General features: G+C 45.2%; 17 protein-coding genes. 2 read left to right on the top strand and 15 right to left on the bottom strand.

Going from position 1 to position 20,003, the window contains the following annotated elements; translation table 11 throughout:
* Positions 1-39 precede the first annotated feature (39 nt).
* On the top strand, positions 40-468 hold the full coding sequence (locus tag AC0YN6_RS00470) for a DUF3995 domain-containing protein (protein WP_475744343.1): 429 nt from the start codon (positions 40-42) through the stop codon (positions 466-468).
* A gap of 54 nt (positions 469-522) precedes the next feature.
* On the opposite strand, the gene sigG is transcribed toward AC0YN6_RS00470, so the two are convergent.
* From sigG to spoIIGA, 3 genes are all read right to left on the bottom strand, one after another.
* Complete coding sequence (sigG, locus tag AC0YN6_RS00465) at positions 523-1,305, bottom strand: RNA polymerase sporulation sigma factor SigG (RefSeq protein ID WP_475744342.1); 783 nt, start codon at positions 1,303-1,305, stop codon at positions 523-525.
* A gap of 104 nt (positions 1,306-1,409) precedes the next feature.
* Positions 1,410-2,132 (bottom strand): RNA polymerase sporulation sigma factor SigE, encoded by a 723-nt coding sequence (gene sigE / locus AC0YN6_RS00460; protein WP_054027973.1) that lies wholly within the window; start codon positions 2,130-2,132, stop codon positions 1,410-1,412.
* A gap of 38 nt (positions 2,133-2,170) precedes the next feature.
* Entirely contained in the window at positions 2,171-3,088 is a 918-nt protein-coding gene (spoIIGA, locus tag AC0YN6_RS00455; protein WP_475744341.1) for a sigma-E processing peptidase SpoIIGA, read from the bottom strand.
* 526 nt (positions 3,089-3,614) lie between these two features.
* Between spoIIGA and AC0YN6_RS00450 the strand changes: the two genes are divergently transcribed.
* A complete protein-coding gene (locus tag AC0YN6_RS00450; RefSeq protein WP_475744340.1) occupies positions 3,615-4,298 on the top strand; it encodes a DNA-binding response regulator in 684 nt (227 codons plus the stop codon).
* Between the two features lie 819 nt (positions 4,299-5,117).
* On the opposite strand, the gene ftsZ is transcribed toward AC0YN6_RS00450, so the two are convergent.
* The 12 genes from ftsZ to AC0YN6_RS00390 all read right to left on the bottom strand — a co-directional run bounded on the left by ftsZ (position 5,118) and on the right by AC0YN6_RS00390 (position 19,969).
* Positions 5,118-6,233: a cell division protein FtsZ gene (gene ftsZ / locus AC0YN6_RS00445; RefSeq protein ID WP_475744339.1), complete on the bottom strand. Its 1,116-nt coding sequence runs from the start codon at positions 6,231-6,233 to the stop codon at positions 5,118-5,120.
* A gap of 118 nt (positions 6,234-6,351) precedes the next feature.
* Positions 6,352-7,593: a cell division protein FtsA gene (ftsA, locus tag AC0YN6_RS00440; protein ID WP_475744338.1), complete on the bottom strand. Its 1,242-nt coding sequence runs from the start codon at positions 7,591-7,593 to the stop codon at positions 6,352-6,354.
* Positions 7,594-7,812: 219 nt separating this feature from the next.
* Positions 7,813-8,583 carry a cell division protein FtsQ/DivIB gene (locus AC0YN6_RS00435; protein ID WP_475744337.1) on the bottom strand — a complete coding sequence of 257 codons (771 nt, stop codon included), beginning with the start codon at positions 8,581-8,583 and terminating at the stop codon, positions 7,813-7,815.
* Between the two features lie 111 nt (positions 8,584-8,694).
* Positions 8,695-9,963 (bottom strand): UDP-N-acetylglucosamine 1-carboxyvinyltransferase, encoded by a 1,269-nt coding sequence (murA, locus tag AC0YN6_RS00430; RefSeq protein WP_475744336.1) that lies wholly within the window; start codon positions 9,961-9,963, stop codon positions 8,695-8,697.
* Positions 9,964-9,978: 15 nt separating this feature from the next.
* The gene (gene murB, locus AC0YN6_RS00425; RefSeq protein ID WP_475744335.1) at positions 9,979-10,884 is read right to left on the bottom strand and encodes a UDP-N-acetylmuramate dehydrogenase; all 906 of its coding nucleotides are present in this window, start codon (positions 10,882-10,884) and stop codon (positions 9,979-9,981) included.
* A 395-nt stretch (positions 10,885-11,279) separates the two neighbouring features.
* Positions 11,280-11,423 carry a hypothetical protein gene (locus tag AC0YN6_RS00420; protein WP_475744334.1) on the bottom strand — a complete coding sequence of 48 codons (144 nt, stop codon included), beginning with the start codon at positions 11,421-11,423 and terminating at the stop codon, positions 11,280-11,282.
* 6 nt (positions 11,424-11,429) lie between these two features.
* A complete protein-coding gene (gene spoVE / locus AC0YN6_RS00415; RefSeq protein ID WP_475744333.1) occupies positions 11,430-12,527 on the bottom strand; it encodes a stage V sporulation protein E in 1,098 nt (365 codons plus the stop codon).
* A 46-nt stretch (positions 12,528-12,573) separates the two neighbouring features.
* Positions 12,574-14,013: a UDP-N-acetylmuramoyl-L-alanine--D-glutamate ligase gene (gene murD, locus AC0YN6_RS00410; protein ID WP_475744332.1), complete on the bottom strand. Its 1,440-nt coding sequence runs from the start codon at positions 14,011-14,013 to the stop codon at positions 12,574-12,576.
* Positions 14,014-14,091: 78 nt separating this feature from the next.
* A complete protein-coding gene (gene mraY / locus AC0YN6_RS00405) occupies positions 14,092-15,048 on the bottom strand; it encodes a phospho-N-acetylmuramoyl-pentapeptide-transferase (RefSeq protein ID WP_475744330.1) in 957 nt (318 codons plus the stop codon).
* A 4-nt stretch (positions 15,049-15,052) separates the two neighbouring features.
* The gene (locus AC0YN6_RS00400; RefSeq protein WP_475744329.1) at positions 15,053-16,468 is read right to left on the bottom strand and encodes a UDP-N-acetylmuramoyl-tripeptide--D-alanyl-D-alanine ligase; all 1,416 of its coding nucleotides are present in this window, start codon (positions 16,466-16,468) and stop codon (positions 15,053-15,055) included.
* Positions 16,465-17,952 (bottom strand): UDP-N-acetylmuramoyl-L-alanyl-D-glutamate--2,6-diaminopimelate ligase, encoded by a 1,488-nt coding sequence (locus AC0YN6_RS00395; RefSeq protein ID WP_475744327.1) that lies wholly within the window; start codon positions 17,950-17,952, stop codon positions 16,465-16,467. The genes AC0YN6_RS00400 and AC0YN6_RS00395 overlap by 4 nt, the downstream gene beginning before the upstream one ends.
* A gap of 76 nt (positions 17,953-18,028) precedes the next feature.
* Positions 18,029-19,969 carry a stage V sporulation protein D gene (locus tag AC0YN6_RS00390; RefSeq protein ID WP_475744326.1) on the bottom strand — a complete coding sequence of 647 codons (1,941 nt, stop codon included), beginning with the start codon at positions 19,967-19,969 and terminating at the stop codon, positions 18,029-18,031.
* Positions 19,970-20,003: the final 34 nt, after the last annotated feature.

Here is a 20,003-nt window from a genome sequence, read left to right as displayed (position 1 = left end):
GTTCTCAACATAATCATTTAAGCTTAGGAGGGATATGAATTGCAATTATTATTAGCCGCTATAATTAGTGCGGTATTGTTCATTATCAGCGGTATACATATCTACTGGCTGTTTGGAGGAAGGCGTGGGTTTTCCATTGCTATCCCTACGAAGAGCCACACTGATCAACCTCTTTTTACTCCCCGTCCTGTAGGTACGGCAGCTGTTGCCCTCCTCTTCTTAATGGCGGCAGCTTTAATTCTCATGTTTGCTGAAATTATTCCTGTCATCGTACCAGCATCTTTGCCGTCCATTGCAGGTTGGGCCCTTGCCATTGTATTTTTGGCTAGAGCGATTGGAGAATTTCGAGCTGTTGGATTATTCAAAACGATTAGAAACACTCCATTTGCACGAATCGATACGTATGTATACTCGCCGCTTTGCCTTGTTATCAGCTTTTTAACCTTCTGGTTGATGAATGCTTCTTAATTTATATGCAGCATGACTTATAATTAAAAAACGGTGCCTCTCGGCACCGTTTTTTTATGTTTTTACATGTTTTTGCATTTGCTGAATAGCGGACTTTTCCAAACGAGACACCTGCGCCTGTGAGATGCCGATCTCATCAGCTACCTCCATTTGCGTTTTACCTTCAAAGAATCGCATCGACAAAATCATTTTTTCACGGTCGTTCAGCTTATGCATTGCTTCCCGAAGCGCGATTTCCTCAATCCACGATACATCCTTGTTTCGTTCGTCGCTAATTTGATCCATCACATAAATAGGATCGCCACCATCATGGTAGATCGGTTCGAACAATGAGACCGGGTCTTGAATCGCATCCAGTGCAAACACGACATCTTCCCGCGGAACGTTCAACGCCTCCGAAATTTCAAAAATAGTCGGTTCGCGTGAATTTTTATTCGTCAAGCTATCCCTAACCTGAAGCGCCTTATAGGCGATGTCCCTCAAGCTGCGCGATACGCGTATCGGGTTGTTGTCACGCAAGTATCGGCGAATTTCTCCGATAATCATCGGTACGGCATAGGTGGAAAATTTGACATTTTGGCTAAGGTCGAAATTATCTATCGCCTTCATAAGTCCAATGCAGCCAACCTGGAATAAGTCGTCTACAAACTCTCCCCTATTGTTAAACCGTTGTATAACGCTAAGTACTAACCGCAGATTACCGTTTACTAATTTCTCTCTTGCTGCCCACTCATTGCGGGTTTGCAATGCCGTAAACAATTCTCTCATTTCGACATTATTAAGGACAGGCAGTTTCGCGGTATCCACTCCACAGATCTCGACTTTATTTCGGGTCAACGTGATTACCTCCCAAGGAGAAACATTACTGTACATTATCTCCTCAGGAGTCCTTTTTATTCCTATTGCGACATCGTTCGACAACTGCAAGCGGGATGCGGACTTCAAACCATTTTATTAAATTCTTTGCGAAGCCTTTTTATAATTCGTTTCTCCAAACGTGAAATATAGGATTGTGAAATACCTAGAAGATCAGCTACATCCTTTTGTGTTTTTTCCTCACCGTCCGCAAGCCCGAAGCGAAGCTCCATAATTATTCTTTCACGTTCCGACAGCTTATCAAGCGCTTTATGAAGTAGCTTACGGTCTACCTGTTCTTCAATATTGCGGTAAATTGTGTCGTTCTCAGTACCAAGCACGTCAGACAATAGCAGCTCATTTCCATCCCAATCGATATTTAGCGGCTCATCGAATGATACTTCAGTACGCGTCTTGCTGTTGCGACGCAGGTACATCAATATTTCATTTTCAATACAACGCGAGGCGTAAGTTGCAAGCTTAATCTTTTTTTCCGGATCAAACGTGTTAACCGCCTTTATTAGACCAATCGCGCCGATCGATACGAGATCTTCAATATGAATGCCGGTATTTTCAAACTTACGAGCGATGTATACGACCAACCTTAAATTGCGTTCAATGAGCATAGCACGAATGGCCGTATCGCCCGTAGGCAGCTTTTCCAGCAAATATTCTTCTTCTTCACGTGTTAATGGAGGCGGAAGCGCTTCACTTCCACCAATATAATAAATCTCTTCGCTTTTTAATCCGAATAAAAACATTACACGATAATAATATAACTGAAGGATCAATTTGTACTTGACGAGCATCTGACCCATCCCTCCTCGTTTGTATGAGCATACGTTCGTTACTGTTGTACCATAGACGGATGGATAATGGCTCGATATGCCCCATCAGACGTTAGATCTCCGCCGTCAAGCCCGATAAGCACCTTCCGCGTTTCAAAAACTTGTCCTTCCCTAGTAATTTCAACCGCATCCGGCTTTATCGCTAGCATGAACTGTGAGCCTCGATTAACACCTCTGAATGGTACAAGACGTAGCCGATCTTGCCATACAAAGGTATGCTCATCCATTCCCGCTATAAGACGATCCACTTGTGCATCTCGTATGCTTTTCAACCACGATTCAGGTAAATCATCTTGCCATAACGAAGCCTCCATGACCATAACCGGTGTTCGTGTAAGTGGATCATACAGCTGATTGCCGGTGTCGATTAGGCCAATACAGGTTTGAATCCGTTCTCCAATTATTACTTTCACTTCCGCCAAATGAGTTTGCACCAGCTCCCTTTCTCTCTTTTGCGTCAATACGGCACGGTATACGTACAATCCGATACATATCGCAGCAATGAAATAAAATAGGCCCATCTTAAACTCCACACGCATGTTACCGTTTACGAACATCATCGTTTTCCAAACTTTACTGGAACCTTGCATGAACAAATAATAGAGTCCAAGAACAGCTCCGGCAGCAACAAAGTTAACCGCATAGAACGTTGCGACATTCCTCATATAGTGCTGAAAAGACGGGAAACCAAATGCAATCCATAAAATCAATAACGACATTCCAACTTTTACGGCAAACGTGAATAAAAAAGATAATTGTGGAAAAAACATCAATACGACATAACAAGCTCCGACAGCAGAAGCCATCAACACCCGCCAAGGCTTAGGTTTAAGATGCCGCGCCCATGCGGTAGTTAATAGAATAGCACCGTCCACAAGCAGCTCTCTCAAAAACATAACATCCACATAAATAGCCACTTCGGTCACCTTCCTGCAATTGGCGGTTAACGGGCCTGCAGCCGGCACCCGGGAGAACGATTGACACTAGTATATTAAAATCCTATTTCAAAGTCTGTCTATTCATGACGGCATGACATATCTTTTTTTGTCGAGTAGGAGTATAAAAAACGGCAAGTCTTTTTTGGATAATTTGGAAAAATCTATTTCAAATTTACTCGTCGATTTTTGATAATGAATTCGGTTCGACTTTTAATAGAATTTTTATAGCTGTGAAAATCGTTCTTAATCTGAATGATTACACGTCGTATTTTCAGCTTAATAATGATCCTCAGAGCTCCCTGAATGCTCACACTCCTCCTGACCTCATGACGAGCGGATTTCTAATTAAGAGACCGGATTTTATTTTGAAAACAAACCTTGTTTAGCGCCTATTTATAGATTATTATTTATACATATGAACAGCTGTGAAGCACACCGCTTACTCGGGAGTAATCTCTCCCGCAGTATGCGGTTTTTTTCATTTTATCGGGGGAGGATGATTTATTTGTCGTATCAAGCGGTTTATGAACTTTGGCTAAGCATGCATTTGAAGGAACGTCAGGGAGAAAGTAAACGCAGGCTGGAGGAAGGACATGGCTATGCTGAAAAACTCTTTTTAGAAGCAGTTTGGTACCCTGCCTTTAACGAATTGGATGGGTTATTTCCGGAATATGAGATTGCTGATTTCCGTGACGGTACTCGATTTTTGGATTTTGCTTATCTAAAATCCGGCTTGCGACTAGCCATCGAAATTGACGGCTACCGCACCCATTCCTCTGAAATCTCTCGCTGGCAGTTCTCAGATTCCTTAATGCGTCAAAACCATCTCATCCTTGATAGTTGGAAAATCTTGCGTTTCTCTTATGATGACATCAAAGAGAAACCTCGTATGTGCCAACAGCTGATCCAACAATTTATGGGCAGGAGCTTAATTGGCAGAAAAAACGAAACTAGCGCTGATATATTTCTGCAGATGGAAGTATTACGATTTGCGACTCATTTACAGCAACCTATCCGCCCAGCAGATGTCATCGAACTCTTGAAAATTACAAAACGTGATGCTCAACAGCTGCTTCATCGCATGGCCCTTAAACAAACTCTGATGCCCGCAGGAAAAGGCACCAAGCGAATCCGCTGCTATAAGGTTAACCAAGAAAAATTGCACACTACTTTGTTTACTACTCTTTAACTATAGCAATAGAGACCCGCTGGAACTCGGGGTGCCTTCTCACTGTGCTCAAATGACAAACGTTGTCTGTAAGCGCATATATGCGCTTACAGACAACTAACAGTGTCTACTTTCCAGCTGTAAGAACATATACGTGCTTACAGCCCCATCCCTACCTCGCACATACCACTTTCCTGCTCAATAAGCGCATATATGTGCTTACAGACAACTAATTGAGGCTACTATCCAGCTGTAAGAACATATACGTGCTTACAGCCCCATCTCTACCTTGCTCGTACCACATCTCTACTCTATAAGCGCATATTGGTGCTTACAGGCAACTAACTGAGGCTGTTCTTCCTTTGTAAGAACACATACGCGCTTACAGCCCCATCTCTACCTTGCTCGTACCACATTTCTACTCTATAAGCGCATATATGCGCTTACAGACAATTAACTGAGGCTACTCTCCAGCTGTAAGAACATATACGCGCTTACAGCTCCATCTCTACCTTGCTCATACCACTTTCCTACTCAATAAGCACATATATGTGCTTACGGACTACTAACTAAGGCTACTTTCCAGCTGTAAGAACGTATACGCGCTTACAGCCCCATCTCTACCTCGCTCGTACCACATTTCTACTCAATAAGATCATATATGTGCTTACAGACAACAAACTGAGGCTACTCTCCAGCTGTAGGAGCATATACGTGCTTACAGCCCCATCCTTACCTCGCACATACCACATTTCTACTCCGAAAGCGCATATTGGTGCTTACAAGTATAACCAATAAAAAAAAGCCTCACCATAATTGGTGAGGCGCTGTTTAACAAATTTAGCGATCGCTGCGTGGACGATTGCGAAGAAATGCTGGAATTTCAAGCTGATCGCTTGATGTATTGTTAGCACCAAATGGCTTAACAGCACTTGTGCCACCTGCTGGTCTTGTATCTACCGCTTCAGGTTGTTGCTGCGGAATACGACGTGCTGAAGCTGACTTGTGCTCAAAGCCCGTTGCGATAACGGTAACTTTAATTTCATCCTTCAAATCTTCGTCAATAATAGCACCAAAGATCATATTCACATCAGGATCAGATGCCGAAATGACAATTTCAGCCGCTTCATTCACTTCATAGAGTGAAAGATTGCTGCCGCCTGTAATGTTCATAATAACGCCGCGAGCACCGTCAATTGATGTTTCAAGCAACGGACTCATAATTGCTTTCCTAGCTGCTTCAGCAGCACGATTCTCACCTGTAGCTATACCAATACCCATCAATGCAGAGCCGCGCTCAGTCATAATTGTTTTTACGTCCGCAAAGTCAAGGTTAATTAGACCTGGAACAGCAATAAGATCTGAAATGCCCTGTACCGCTTGGCGAAGAACGTTATCTGCTTCACGGAATGCTTCTAGCATTGGAGTCTTCTTATCAACAATCTCTAGCAACCGGTCATTTGGAATTACGATAAGCGTATCTACTTTTTCTTTAAGCGCTTCGATACCAAGCTCAGCTTGTCCCGAACGCTTGCGGCCTTCAAAAGTAAACGGACGAGTGACCACACCTACTGTTAATGCGCCGCATTCACGCGCAATTTCAGCGATTACCGGTGCTGCACCAGTACCCGTTCCGCCACCCATACCTGCCGTAACAAAAACCATGTCTGAACCCTTTAGTTGGTTCATAATAATTTCACGAGATTCCTCGGCAGCCTTACTGCCTACATCTGGATTTGCACCCGCTCCAAGACCGCGCGTCAGCTTATCGCCGATTTGCAGCTTATGCTCGGATTTTGCCAGATGAAGCGCTTGAGCATCGGTATTAACCGTTATAAATTCTACACCTTTTACACCATTCTCTATCATTCGGTTAACAGCATTACTGCCGCCACCGCCTACACCTATTACTTTTATTTGAGCCAGCTGCTCAAGCTCAAAGTCGAATTCCAACATCTTTCATTTTCCCCCAGTCAAGCGTAAACTGCTGACAACATCAATGAGACGGCACAGCATCGTTTCGCGGTAAAATATAAGCATCGTATAAAGGTGAATCTTATATTATCTTATATCTTTAAATAAATTCATTAAACATGCTTTTGATACGCTCGAACATACCGGGTTTCGTTGAAGGTGCTGGACTTGCTTTGCGGCTTGCCGTTTTCTTCACTGCTCCAGTTCCGCGTTCTCCCATATACTTTGACACATATTGAATCATGCCAACGCCGCTGCTGTATGCCGGATCTCTTACACCGATATAATCAGGGAGTGCGATTCGAACGGAAGACTCCAGCTCTGTCTGGGCCAAAGCGAGTGTTCCTGGCATCGACACAGAGCCGCCGGTCAACACATATCCGTTAACCTTGTCTCCATAACCGAGTCGACGTACTTCTTGTCGTACCATTTGAAAAATTTCTTGCATCCGAGGCTCAATTATACTAGCTAGATCAACCTGTGAAAACTCTTTTTCAACATTGCTGCCCATACGTACAACTTTAAACTTCACTTCTTCAGCTGCATCCAATACGTTAGAGCATCCATATTTCAATTTAATTTTCTCAGCTTGCTCGCTTTGTGTACGTAAACCATAAGCAATATCATTAGTTACATATTCGCCGCCTATTGGAAGCGTAGAAGTGGCCGCTAGCCCACCTTGATCATAGATCGCAATCGTACAGGATCCTGCTCCTATGTCTGTAAGTACAGTGCCAATCGTTTTCTCATCTTTAGTCAGCGAAACAACGCCTGATGCTAATGATAACAAAATGACGCCAGAAATACGAAGGCCCGCTTTCTCTACACAACGCATAAGGTTATGTATAGCAGTCTTCGTCCCTGTGACGATTGTAGCTTCCACCTCGAGACGTACACCTATCATACCGCGTGGATCTGAAATACCTTCCAAACCATCAACTAAATACTGCTTGGGCACCAAATTAATGATTTCACGCTCTGGAGGGAGCGCTACTACTTTAGCAGCTTGCAATACACGTTCAATATCTTCTTCGCCAATTTCACGATCCTCGTTGGATACTGCAACGACGCCACGATTGGTTTGCAAAGCAATATGATTGCCTTGAATACCTACGTAAACTTCTGATATTTGAATGCCTACCATGCGCTCCGCATGCTCAATTGCATTTCGGATTGATTGCACAGTTTGGTCAATATCTACTATTGCTCCTTTGCGAATACCCTCTGAGTCGGCAGATCCAACTCCAATAATATTAATGGATCCATTATTCACTTCACCAATAATAGCACGAACTTTGGATGTACCGATGTCCAAACTGACGATGATGTCGTTGCTGCTCATCTTGCGGCACCTCCGTTTCAAATAAATAATTATTTTTTCACATGTTAAGGTCTTTCTACATATTCAACGCTCTTATTATTTTCCCTCTTTTTTCAGCAAGATTTTCGTTTTTTTCTCGTTTTGTGTCGAGCAACGCCCCTTGCGATACTCTATATTCCAATTGTAGTAGAGCTTCATCGAGTAATAATGCGATAAATAAAATTCTACCATTCTTTCAGCCTATTGAGTAGTCTCTTTTTCCTCAGAATCTTTTTTTTCTAGACTATCCGTTTGAAAAGGTACATATGTATCCGCTAGAAGCATTGTAATTTTACCAGGCTCTTGTGTTTCGATAACCGCATTTAACGCTTCAATCTTTTCTGGAAGAACGGAGACTGCTGTAACTATTTCAAACTTAGTACGTGTATATATTACAATTCGGTCTGGATATGCAGCAGAAGGATTAGGTATAATCTCTGATAAATCGGAAAGCTGCTTTGTTGAGATTTTGGCTAGCTGCTTCGTCAGCTCCGCCTTTACGGGATCTTCATCTGACCATCCTGACAGCACTGGCTTGTCTACAAGCTGCATTTCATCACTGTCTGCTTCCACAGTTGTTCCATTTGACAGAAGTGCCGTCATTTCTCCTTCCTTGGATAGCTCAAACGCAACAACAGGAAACTCCTCCACCGCAATTTTTAACAACCCAGGAAACACCTTCGTTACACTTACCTCATTAATTTGCGGCAACGTTAGAACTCTATCTTCTATAGTAGAGGACGTAGTACGGAAGAAGGCATCACCCACCAGGATCCCGGCTGACTTTCCTATTTCTTCTCTCGTAACGAATCTAGTTCCCTCAATTTGTATTTCAGATATTTTGCTAATTGAGGAATTAAAAAATAATACTGCCAAAAGTGCCACAAATAAAAGTATGAGTACAGTCATTAACTTTCGACTGCCCATTCGTTTTTTTGCAGGCTCCTTCAGTACTGGCATTTGCGCACTCATAACTTGTCCCTTCTTTCCCAAAAAAACATCCGGTTAACCTCTCAGCATTAGCCTTCGCTTAGCATCAATAGGGTACCGGCTGTTTCTATCTTGCAGCTCATACGCATAGTATTAGTTATTAGGCACTGGTGAATTTCGTGAAATACGCGCACCCAGCCTTGACAGCATCGTTTCGATTTTTTCGTAGCCTCGATCGATGTGGTGAATTTGCTCAACCACTGTCCTTCCCTGCGCTGCCAGACCAGCTATTACAAGGGCAGCTCCCGCCCGCAAATCTGTTGCTTCCACCGTCGCACCATAAAGCCTCGGGACTCCGCGAATGAATGCGGCATTCATATCTACGCGAATATCTGCACCCATGCGGGACAACTCATCGACATGCTTCAATCTGCCTTCAAAAATCGTTTCTTTCAAAATGCTCACACCATCTGCAAGCGTAAGCAGCACCATAACCTGAGACTGCAAATCAGTAGGAAAAGCCGGGTATGGAGAGGTTACGATTCTTTCAACCGCTTTAGGCCTTGTTGCACTGCCTACTTTAATTATATCACCGTCGACAACGATTTGAACACCTGCCCGGCGCAGAACATGCATCAAGGAGGATAAATGGGCTGGCTGCGTATTTTGAAGCGTGACTTGACCGCGTGTCGCGGCGGCGGCTACCATGATGGTCCCCGCAACGATGCGATCCGGAATAACCTTATAACGACAAGGCGTTAGCGACTGTACCCCATCTATCGTTATCGTGTCGGTTCCGGCTCCCATAATTTTTGCACCCATCGCATTTAAAAACCCTTGCAAGTCTTGAATTTCCGGTTCTCGTGCTGCATTGCTTATCGTTGTTCGGCCTTCAGCTAATGTAGCCGCCATCATAATGTTCTCCGTTGCTCCAACACTTGGAAAACTTAGATGTATATCGGCACCACGTAATTTGTCTGCACGGCATATGATCCGGTTACCCAGCTCTTCTATTTCTGCACCTAGAGCTTGAAGACCTTCCAAATGAAGATCAATTTTTCGCTCACCGATCGCACATCCCCCTGGTAGATAAACCTGGGTCTCACCAAACCTAGCAAGCAATGGCCCCATTAAGAAAATAGAAGATCGCATCTGTCTCATTAACGATTCCGGCACGTGAGATGTATGTGCAGGTTCAGTATCCAGCACAACAGTTCCTCCCGTATGCTCGGCGCGGCATCCTAATTCGCGCAAAATGTTCAGCATGACATCGATATCCAGCAAATCAGGCACATGATCAATCGTTGTTGTGCCATCGGCCAATAGACTGGCAGCCAGAATCGGCAAAGCGGCATTTTTCGCTCCTTGGATAACTATGGTTCCTGAGAGAGGTTTCCCGCCTTCAATCACCAATTTGTCCAATGTATCACCTCCGAATTACCGCTCACCCACCACCAATACTTCCGGCACCAACAGGATGCCATAGCGGTCCTGAACAGTGCTTTTTATATGAGTCATGAGGGCGAGAACGTCTTCAGCTGTTGCTTGCCCGGTATTCACAATAAAATTGGCGTGCTGCTCCGATACTTGCGCTCCTCCGAGTCGTTCACCCTTTAAACCAGCCTCTTGAATGAGTCTAGCGGCGTAATCATTAGGTGGATTGCGAAATACGCTGCCAGCGCATGCAAGCTGCAGTGGCTGCGTTCTCAATCTTCTCTCTTTGTAGGAGGCCATCATTGTGAGTATTTCCTTCTTATCCCCTTCTGCAAGCTCAAAGGCTGCCTCAACGACAATACCTTTTTGCTCGTGAAGTATAGAATGGCGGTAAGAGAAATTCATAGCCTCTCGATCGTAGCGAACCAATTCTCCTGTCTCCAGTACAATATCAGCTGACTTAAAAATACGTGACACATCTGATCCATGCGCGCCAGCATTCATATAGACGGCTCCGCCAACCGTACCCGGGATTCCCCCTGCAAACTCAAGTCCGGTCAGACCTTGCTTACCAGCCATGACTGACAGCTTAATTAATGAATATGAAGCACCGGCTATTACTAGCGATCCTTCAAAGCGCAAGTTATCGAGCCCTCTGTGCGGTTTAATTACAACGCCGCGAATCCCTTTATCACTCACCAACATGTTTGAGCCTCTGCCCAAATTAGTCCACGGGATTTGATGTTTTTGCAACAACCGAACCGCCGCTACCAATTCTTCTTTGCTTCGAGGGAGGATTAAAATATCGGCGGGACCACCGATTTTCCATGTTGTATAGTTCGATAGCGGTTCGTTGTACAAAACTTCGCCAAAATCAGCTTGTTCCAATTCCGCTTTAAATGCTTCCATTAGTTGAACCTCCTCAAGGTTTTGCGAAGCAAAACCTACTTCGTAAGCATAAGCTTAGGTTTTGCGAAGCAATACCACCTCGTAAACACATGCAAGCTGTACAATAAAATAAAACAATTCGCGATTCCCTTTAGCTAGCAAAAACGCTGCATCCAGTTCATCTGTTGCATTAAACGCTCCTTTCGAGCGACGGTCACGAATATAGTGTATCTTATGCCTATATAGGCTCTTGTGTGACAATTGCCTACACAGAGCAAGTTAGCTCATTGAAAGCTCTATCCACCATATGAAGCTGAAACAGCTGTCAAAGAACGGAGTAATCCGAGCGCTTCTGCTTATTTATTTAGTAAAGACAGTATCCCTAAGTTTTCCTTCCAGAGATTTGTCTGTTTAATTCAATGAAAGAGGTGTCCGCAAACAACAATATCCGGCTTTAATCGTTGCAGTCGCTGGTCAGCAAACTCCAAACCGATCAATAGCCGGACGTTGGTTGTTATTTTATCGAAAAACAAGCCTTTGCCAATATAAACGTTAGGCATAAAGCCTCACCTCGAATATCGAGATATGTTCAACAAAATACCTAGTGCTGTCAGCAGAAGAGTAAGGGATGAACCCCCATAGCTAACGAGCGGCAAAGTAATTCCCGTAACAGGCATCATGCCGATAACGACACCTATGTTAATCAATACTTGAACGCCGATGATACCCGTAATTCCAACAGCAAGCAAGCTTCCGAAAGTATCCGTAGCTGCAATGGCAGCGCGTATCCCTCGCCAAATGACCACTAAAAACAATAATATAAGTGTAACTCCGCCAATAAAACCGAGTTCTTCTGCTATGATCGAGAAAATAAAATCGGTTTGCGGTTCTGGCAGGTAACTGAATTTCTGACGACTCATGCCTAGTCCAAGCCCAACTAAACCACCGGGTCCAATGGCATATAAAGATTGAATAATTTGATAGCCCCCGCCAAGCGGATCAGCCCAAGGATCAAGAAAATTCGTTATTCGCTTTAATCGGTATGGTGCAGCTATAATGAGTCCGACAAAACCTGCGATACCGATAAACGCCAAACCGCCCAAATGACTCATTCTTGCGCCAGCTGTGAAAATCAATATGATAGAGGCGCCTACCATAACTGCCCCCGTACCTAGATCCGGCTGCAGCATAATTAGGCCGAAGGCAAGTCCAACTAAACCAAGCGGCGGCATTAGCCCTTTCGTGAATTGTGTGATCGTTTGCTGCTTCTCCGAGAGCCATTTGGCCAGAAATAATATCATCGCCAGCTTCATAAACTCCGAAGGCTGAATACCAAAGGAGCTAATACCAAGCCAGCTCCTTGCACCGCCGCGAACTACACCTATACCAGGGATTAGAACGAGCAGCAGCAGCCCGAAACAAATAATCAAAGCCATCGGTGCCCACTTTTTCCAAATGGTATAATGTGTATTCATCGTAAAGATTAATGCACCTATCCCTAGACCGGCAAATAACACCTGACGCTTCACAAAGTAAAAACGATCACCAAATTCATGAAAAGCAAGCACTGCGCTAGCGCTGTACACCATAATTAACCCGATAGCCAGAATGAGCCCAATTGCAGTCAGCATCCAAATATCCGGGGCAGAACGCGCTTTGGCCATAGCAAACACACCTCTTAGCATGGAAAAGTAGGGACATGCCCCCTACTTACAAGGTATGCGCCGAATCTTTAAAAATGCGCCCTCTTTGCTCATACGATGTAAACATATCCCAGCTTGCACAAGCCGGCGACAATAAAACGATATCTCCCGGCTCAGCGATCGCTGCAGCTTGTTTCACCGCTTGCTTAAGGACGGACTCGGCGTCCTCACTAGGTTCGACGGTTTCGACCTTACCTAAACCTGCTAGTTCAGCTACATGGGAAAGCTTCTCCCGAGTCTGACCAAATGCAATGAGCGCTTTCAGTCGTTCGCGAAATACAGGAACGAGCTCCATATAATCTGAGCCGCGATCTAACCCTCCCGCTACAAGCACGACAGGCGCTGTGAACGATTGAACTGCGATAGTCGTTGCAACCGAATTTGTCGCTTTCGAATCGTTATAGTATTTGACTCCGTTCACTTCTCGCACAAATTCCAAACGATGCTCTACAGCATTAAACTCCCTGAGCGGCTCTATAAGCTGTTCCGGAGTTACACCTGCCGCTAAGCTGGCAGCAATAGCTGCAAGCGCATTAGCCGCATTATGACGGCCTGGAATACCAAGCTCTGCGACAGGCAAAATTGATATTGCCGTATCTTCCGACTGGCGGAAGATGATATGTCTGTCGATCGCTCCATCTTCCTGCTCAGAGTCAGCCAAATCCCGCACGTACGGCGGTTCTATGTAAATGCCTGTCTCAAGTCGCTCATAGAGAGAGAACGGCAGAAGCTGTGCGATCAGAAACTCGGATAACGCTCTGCATTCGGGGTCATCCCAGTTGATGACCGCAACATCCTCCTCTGACTGATTATCAAATATTTTGGCTTTTGAATTCACATAGTCATCCATATCGCCATGATAATCCAGATGTGTCTCCGCAATATTAAGCAAAAGAGCGATATGTGGACGGAACTCGCTTGTTCCTTTCAATTGAAAGCTGCTTAGCTCAGCAACGATCCACTGGTCGGGCGTTGCTTCCAAAGCTGCTTCGCATAGTGGACGACCGATATTTCCAGCTATGATTGGACTTAAGCCCGCCGCGCTTAATATTTCGCCGATCCAAGACGTCGTTGTCGTTTTACCATTTGAGCCTGTTATACCGATAATTGGTGCAGGTGACAGCCAATAAGCTGCTTCTACCTCAGTAATAATTTCAACACCAAGCTCCTCTGCCCGCTGTATAGGCGGAGAGGTATAGGGGATTCCAGGGTTTTTAATTAACAGCGCTGTTTCCTCTGTGATTAGATCATCTGGATGATAACCGCATAGCACAGAAATGCCCAAAGCAGTCAGTTCGTCCGCTTCGGGGCATAATTCACGAGCTTTCATGTCGTTCACTACGACTTCCGCACCTAATTGATGAAATACTTTCGCAACGCTTACCCCGCTTCTAGCCAAGCCTATTACGACAACTCGGCGGCCTTCATAAGATGCCGGATGATTCATTTCTGACAGTCCCTTCTATAGATACATGAAGCGGTTCTTAATCGATTAAAAACCGCTTATTCTTTTTAATTATATCCATTATATTACAAATAGAAGACCAATTGCTGCAAATACCAAACCTACGAGCCAAAACACCGTAACTACCTTCCATTCTGACCAACCGACGAGTTCGAAATGATGATGAATCGGACTCATCTTGAAAATACGTTTCCCTCTGAGCTTAAAGGAGCCAACCTGCAAAATAACAGATAACATCTCAAGTACAAAAACACCGCCGATAATAATAAGCAACAGCTCAGTTTTAGTCAAAATAGCGACCGCGGCAATACCGCCTCCAATACCTAAAGAACCCATATCTCCCATGAATACCTTAGCTGGATGAGCGTTAAATACAAGAAAGCCTAATACCGCGCCAACCATTGCTGCAGAGAACACAGCCGATTCATGAGCCGAGGTTTGCAGAGCTACTACCGTGAATGCACCAAATGCAATAGCGCTCGTACCGGCAAGAAGACCGTCGAGACCATCGGTAAAGTTAACTGAATTGCTCGCTGCGAACATTATAATGACAACAAAGGGATAATAAAACCATCCTAAATCAAATCCCCAGCCTGTACCTGGTACTGATAGTACAGTACTGTGGTTCATATTATAGAGCATCGCACACACGATAATTGAAAAGAGCAGTTGACCAAACAGCTTCTGCCTTGCAGTCAGTCCTAACGATCTTTTGAATACAATTTTAATATAATCATCCAAGAAACCCACTAGGCCAAATCCAAGCGATGCCGTTAGCAGCACCCAAAACTCTGCTGTTTTATCAGAAAACTTCAAGAACGCAATCATGAGGGCGACCATAATGATAATGCCGCCCATTGTCGGAGTTCCGCTTTTTTTCAAATGACTTTGCGGGCCTTCCATGCGAATTTGCTGACCAAACTTTAAGCGGCGAAGTACGGGTATGAACAATGGCCCGAGCAGAACCGCTAGCAGGAATGAAGCACCAATCGAAAATAAAATGACCATCATATCCATATCCTCACCCCACTTCCAAAGCTTGGACAATCTGTTCCATTTGCATGCCGCGTGAACCTTTTATAAGAACGATGTCCGTCGGCTGCAGCTCGTTGCGAAGCCACATTGCAAGCTCTTCTTTGTTTTCAAAATGTTTAATAGCTTCCTTCGCTGCATCGTTCGGGAAGCGTGACTTAACGCCTTCTGCAATATGCTGAGCTAATGGTCCGTACGTAAGGACGGTATCCGCCTTACTTGGCGTAATATATGCGCCAACCTCAAAGTGCAATCCCTGCTCTTCCGGCCCAAGCTCGAGCATATCCGCAAGCACGATCAACTTGCGAGTATATCCATCCAATTGTTCTACAAGATCGATCGCCGCACGCACGGCTGTTGGGTTAGCGTTATATGCATCATTCAGAATCATGGCACCGTTGAAAGCACGAACAGGCTGAATACGCATGCCCGTCAGCTTAAGGCTGCTTAAACCTTCAATAATTTTTGCAGCAGGCACGCCGAAGAAACGACCAATCGCAATCGCAGCAAGCGCATTGCTCACATTATGCTGGCCAGGAACGGGAATTCGAACAGCCCCTAGACCACTTGGCGTCCCATTATAAATAGCTGTGAATGTCGCAGCTTCCGATTCAATGCTGATATCAGTAGCAGACCATTCATTTTGCTCTGCTAATCCAAAAGTGCGGCGTACGATGCCTGCTGGGAGTATCGAGCGCTCGAGCTCGGCTTTAAGAAGCGGCTCATCACCATTATAAAGCAGCAAACCATCCTCACTAAGTCCAAGTGCAATTTCCAGCTTCGCCTTTGCGATACCGGCTCTAGAACCGAGATGCAGCAAATGAGCGTCACCGACATTCGTAATAATTGCAGCGTCCGGCTGAGCAATCTTTGTTAGCAGCTCGATCTCGCCGAAGCCGCTCATCCCCATCTCGAGCACGGCTACCTCCGTGTCCTCCTCAAGTTGAAGCACCGTCAGCGGCAAGCCAATATGATTATTCAGATTTCCTTCTGTCTTATGAACTTTATAGGAGGTTCCTAGAATGGCAGCTGCCATATCCTTTGTCGTCGTTTTCCCGTTGCTGCCAGTAATTCCGACAACACGAACGAAAAGCTCACTTCGGTAAGCTGTCGCCAGCCGCTGCAAAGCTACCAGTGTATCACCAACGATGAGCAGCGGTACTCCTTCAAGGGAAGCAGGCACCTCACGGCCCTTCTTCCAAAGGGCAGCAACCGCTCCGTTCTGAATCGCCTGCTCCAGATAGGCATGCCCGTCGAAGTTCTCCCCGACAAGCGGAACGAACAACTGTCCCGCTGCAACCTGCCGCGAGTCAGTTGTTACACCCGTTATATTAAGTTCTGCGTTATTTCCATTCCATTTTGCGCCGCTCATTTCGGCAATTTGCTTGATGGTACGTTTAATCAATGTATGATTCCCCTTATCGCTTCTTTCGCTACTTTTCGATCATCAAATGGATATTTAACTCCGTTTATATCCTGGTAGGTTTCATGGCCTTTCCCCGCAATCAATACTACATCGCCGAGGCTTGCCATTTCAACAGCTTTTTGAATTGCTGCTTTCCGATCAACAATTAATTCATAGGTTGAACAATCAATATTGCTTTTTATTAGTCCGTCCTCAATATCCTTTAGTATAAGTTCAGGAGACTCTGAGCGCGGGTTATCTGATGTTATAATGGCATAATCCGCATACTTCATTGCAATATTCCCCATAAGCGGCCGCTTCGTGCGATCCCGATCGCCTCCGCAGCCAAATACACATATGATCCGATTTTCCGCAAACTGTTTAATTGCTTTGAGTACATTTTCCAATCCATCCGGTGTATGCGCATAATCTACAATAACAGCAAATGCCTGCCCGGCATTAACCGCCTCGACTCGGCCAGGAACACCGGGTATAGCGCTAAGACTAGCGGCAATCCCCTCTAGCTTCACACCTTCTAGAAGCACCGCGCTAATAGCAGCAAGTGCATTGTAAACATTGAACTTGCCAGCCATTTGCAGTGTTACATCCGTCTCGCCTCGAAACGTTTGAACATGAAAGGTAGTTCCCTGCGCAGTGATTCGAATATTTGAAGCGCGAACATCCGCTTCCATGTCGATTGCATAAGTAATAACCTCTGCCGCTGTCAGCTCCGTGTATTCCTCCGATAGAGCATCATCAGCATTAATAACCGCATAAGAGCGCTCACTTTCCGCTGCCGCATAGACATTTCCGAGCCTAGAGAAAAATAATCCTTTTACCGCTGCATAACGGCTCATCGTTTCATGATAGTCTAAATGATCCTGCGATAGATTGGTAAATACTGCTGTCCGAAAGCGACAGCCCTTCACCCGTCCTTGCTCCAGTGCATGGGAAGAAACTTCGATCGCACAATATTTCGTACCCGCATCTCGCATCTCACCGAGATAACGCTGCAGCTGAAGTGTTTGAGGCGTCGTACCCGTCATCGGGAACGATTGACCAGCATAGCGACGCTCAATCGTACCGATAACACCCGTAGGCTTATTTTGGTCGTTTAGAATCTGCTCAATTAAATATGTCGTTGTTGTTTTTCCATTCGTTCCCGTTACACCGATCAGCTTAATCGCTTGACTAGGCTGTTTATAATAATAATTAGCAATAACAGCCATGGCAAGACGGCAATCTCTTACAATAATTTGCGGTACCGGCAGATCCAGCTCACGTTCTGCTATCAGTGCTGCTGCGCCTGAGGCGACCACTTCCGGTGCAAACAAATGTCCATCGACCGTATGCCCTCTCAAGCAAATAAACAATTGGCCTTCACTTATTATACGCGAATCGGTCTCAATGCCGGTCAATTCTGTTTCCCCATCGCCAATCAGCCGTGCGGTTACAAGCAACTCTGCAAGATCTTTTACACGCATCTGCCAGCTCCTCCCTTAAGCGCCGACGGATTATCCAAGCACCCGCCTGCAGCACCCTCGTTAACTACCATTATAGTCAATGTGAATGGGATATATTATCTTCTTCACCCAAATAGATCCGAATTGTTGATCCGCGATCCACTCGAGTTCCGGCAGCTGGAGCTTGCCTGATGACCGTTTTGCCAGAGCCTGCAGTAGTTAGATTGAAATTCATATTCATATCCTCATACAAATCCGACACGGTTTTGCCTATCAAATTCGGTACAGTCACAATTGGCGTTTCTCCGTATTTATAAATGCGATCAATCTGCTTCTCACGAGCTGGAATTTCCAAAATAGTGAGCGCATCTTCCAACATATTGCGTACGATTGGCGCCGCTACAACACCGCCGAACTGAATGCCCTGAGGATTGTCTACTGCGACGTAAATGACGATTTTCGGATCATCAGCAGGAGCGAAGCCGATGAAAGAAACGATGTGCTCATTCGGTGAATAACGCCCGTTAATAACCTTTTGCGCAGTTCCTGTCTTCCCGCCCACACGATAACCGTCAATGAACGCATTTCGACCGGTTCCCTTCGCAACAACGCTCTCAAGCGCTTCGCGCACTTGTTTGGACGTTTCCTCGGATATGACCTTTCTTACCGCAACCGACTCCACGTTTTCTACGGTCGCTCCCGTTTCCGGATTTATCCATGACTTTGCTACATGGGGTTTATATAGCGTACCGCCATTTATCGCTGCGGAAACCGCTGTTATTTGCTGAATCGGTGTAACGGACACCCCTTGGCCAAAAGCAGTTGTCGCCAGTTCTACGGGACCTACCTGACTAAGCTTAAACAGAATCCCATTTTCCTCGCCGCCAATATCGATGCCTGTCTTCGTGCCAAAGCCGAAATTTTTAATGTAATCAAATAGCATATCCTTGCCAAGTCTCTGACCAAGCGTTACAAAACCTGGATTGCAAGAATTTTCAACGACCTCTAGGAAAGTCTGGCTGCCGTGCCCGCCCTTTTTCCAGCAGCGAAGTCTAGCCCCGCCTACCTCAACAGCACCTGGATCAAAAAAACGCTCATTTTTTAAATCTACTTTCTTTTCTTCCAGAGCCGCAGCAAGCGTAATAATTTTAAAAGTAGAACCTGGCTCATATGTCATCCATATGGGTAGATTTCGATTGTAAACCTCCGCTGGAACCTCACGATACTTGTCTGGTTCATAGGTAGGTCTGCTCGCCATCCCGAGAATTTCTCCATTATTCGGATCCATCGCAATCGCGATTATACCATCTGGCTGCAAATTCGTCATCGCTTGATCAAGCTCGCGTTCCATAACCGTCTGTATCTGCTTATCGAGCGTAAGCTGCATCGTAAGACCGTCTTTAGGCTCCACATAGGTATCTGATGAATTAGGCATTTGCCTACCTGCCGCATCTGACAAGAAAGAAACACTGCCGCCGATACCGCTAAGCTCCTTATTGTATTTCGCTTCTATCCCTGTTAAGCCTTGATTGTCAATTCCCGTGAATCCAAGCACATGCGCTGCTAAACTGCCAAAAGGATAAAATCGTTTGTTATCTTCCGCCACAACGATGCCTTGGAGACCCAGATCACGAATTTGTTCAGCTTTTTCAAGAGTAATTTTACGACCGCCTGGTCCAAGCTTCACAATTAAGGCTTTTGTTTTAATTTTTTTGTACAGCGTTTCCTGCGACATATCAAGCAGCGGGGCAAGAGCAGCAGCCGCAGCTTGCTTGTCTTTAATTTGAACTGGAATGGCATACACCGTAGGAGAACTTACGTTGTATGCGAGCGCAGTACCGTTGCGATCAACAATTTCACCGCGCTTTGCCACATACGGAATGTTCCTTCTCCATGAATCCTCAGCTTTATCTGCCAGTTCCTCACCTTGCCATAGTTGTACAAAGCTAAGTCTCACACATAATGCCAGGAATGACACCCCGGCAAGTATAAGCACGATAAATAAACGTCGTCTAACTGTTACATTGGATACCTTCATTACTTGTTCCCCCTCCGCTTGACCTGTTTCGAAA

It is taken from the genome of Paenibacillus sp. J22P15 (assembly GCF_056269345.1).
Note: the sequence above shows the minus strand (reverse complement) of the source record. Positions and strands in the feature narration are given on the sequence as shown.

What these genes read in the sequence shown, in the direction of transcription:
- sigE (WP_054027973.1), bottom strand. Translation starts at nt 2,132, where the DNA reads ATGCTCGTCAAGTACAAATTGATCCTTCAGTTATATTATTATCGTGTA.
- ftsZ (WP_475744339.1), bottom strand. Translation starts at nt 6,233, where the DNA reads ATGTTGGAATTCGACTTTGAGCTTGAGCAGCTGGCTCAAATAAAAGTA.
- ftsA (WP_475744338.1), bottom strand. Translation starts at nt 7,593, where the DNA reads ATGAGCAGCAACGACATCATCGTCAGTTTGGACATCGGTACATCCAAA.
- AC0YN6_RS00435 (WP_475744337.1), bottom strand. Translation starts at nt 8,583, where the DNA reads ATGAGTGCGCAAATGCCAGTACTGAAGGAGCCTGCAAAAAAACGAATG.
- murB (WP_475744335.1), bottom strand. Translation starts at nt 10,884, where the DNA reads ATGGAAGCATTTAAAGCGGAATTGGAACAAGCTGATTTTGGCGAAGTT.
- AC0YN6_RS00420 (WP_475744334.1), bottom strand. Translation starts at nt 11,423, where the DNA reads ATGCCTAACGTTTATATTGGCAAAGGCTTGTTTTTCGATAAAATAACA.
- spoVE (WP_475744333.1), bottom strand. Translation starts at nt 12,527, where the DNA reads ATGGCCAAAGCGCGTTCTGCCCCGGATATTTGGATGCTGACTGCAATT.
- murD (WP_475744332.1), bottom strand. Translation starts at nt 14,013, where the DNA reads ATGAATCATCCGGCATCTTATGAAGGCCGCCGAGTTGTCGTAATAGGC.
- mraY (WP_475744330.1), bottom strand. Translation starts at nt 15,048, where the DNA reads ATGGATATGATGGTCATTTTATTTTCGATTGGTGCTTCATTCCTGCTA.
- AC0YN6_RS00395 (WP_475744327.1), bottom strand. Translation starts at nt 17,952, where the DNA reads ATGCGTGTAAAAGATCTTGCAGAGTTGCTTGTAACCGCACGGCTGATT.
- AC0YN6_RS00390 (WP_475744326.1), bottom strand. Translation starts at nt 19,969, where the DNA reads ATGAAGGTATCCAATGTAACAGTTAGACGACGTTTATTTATCGTGCTT.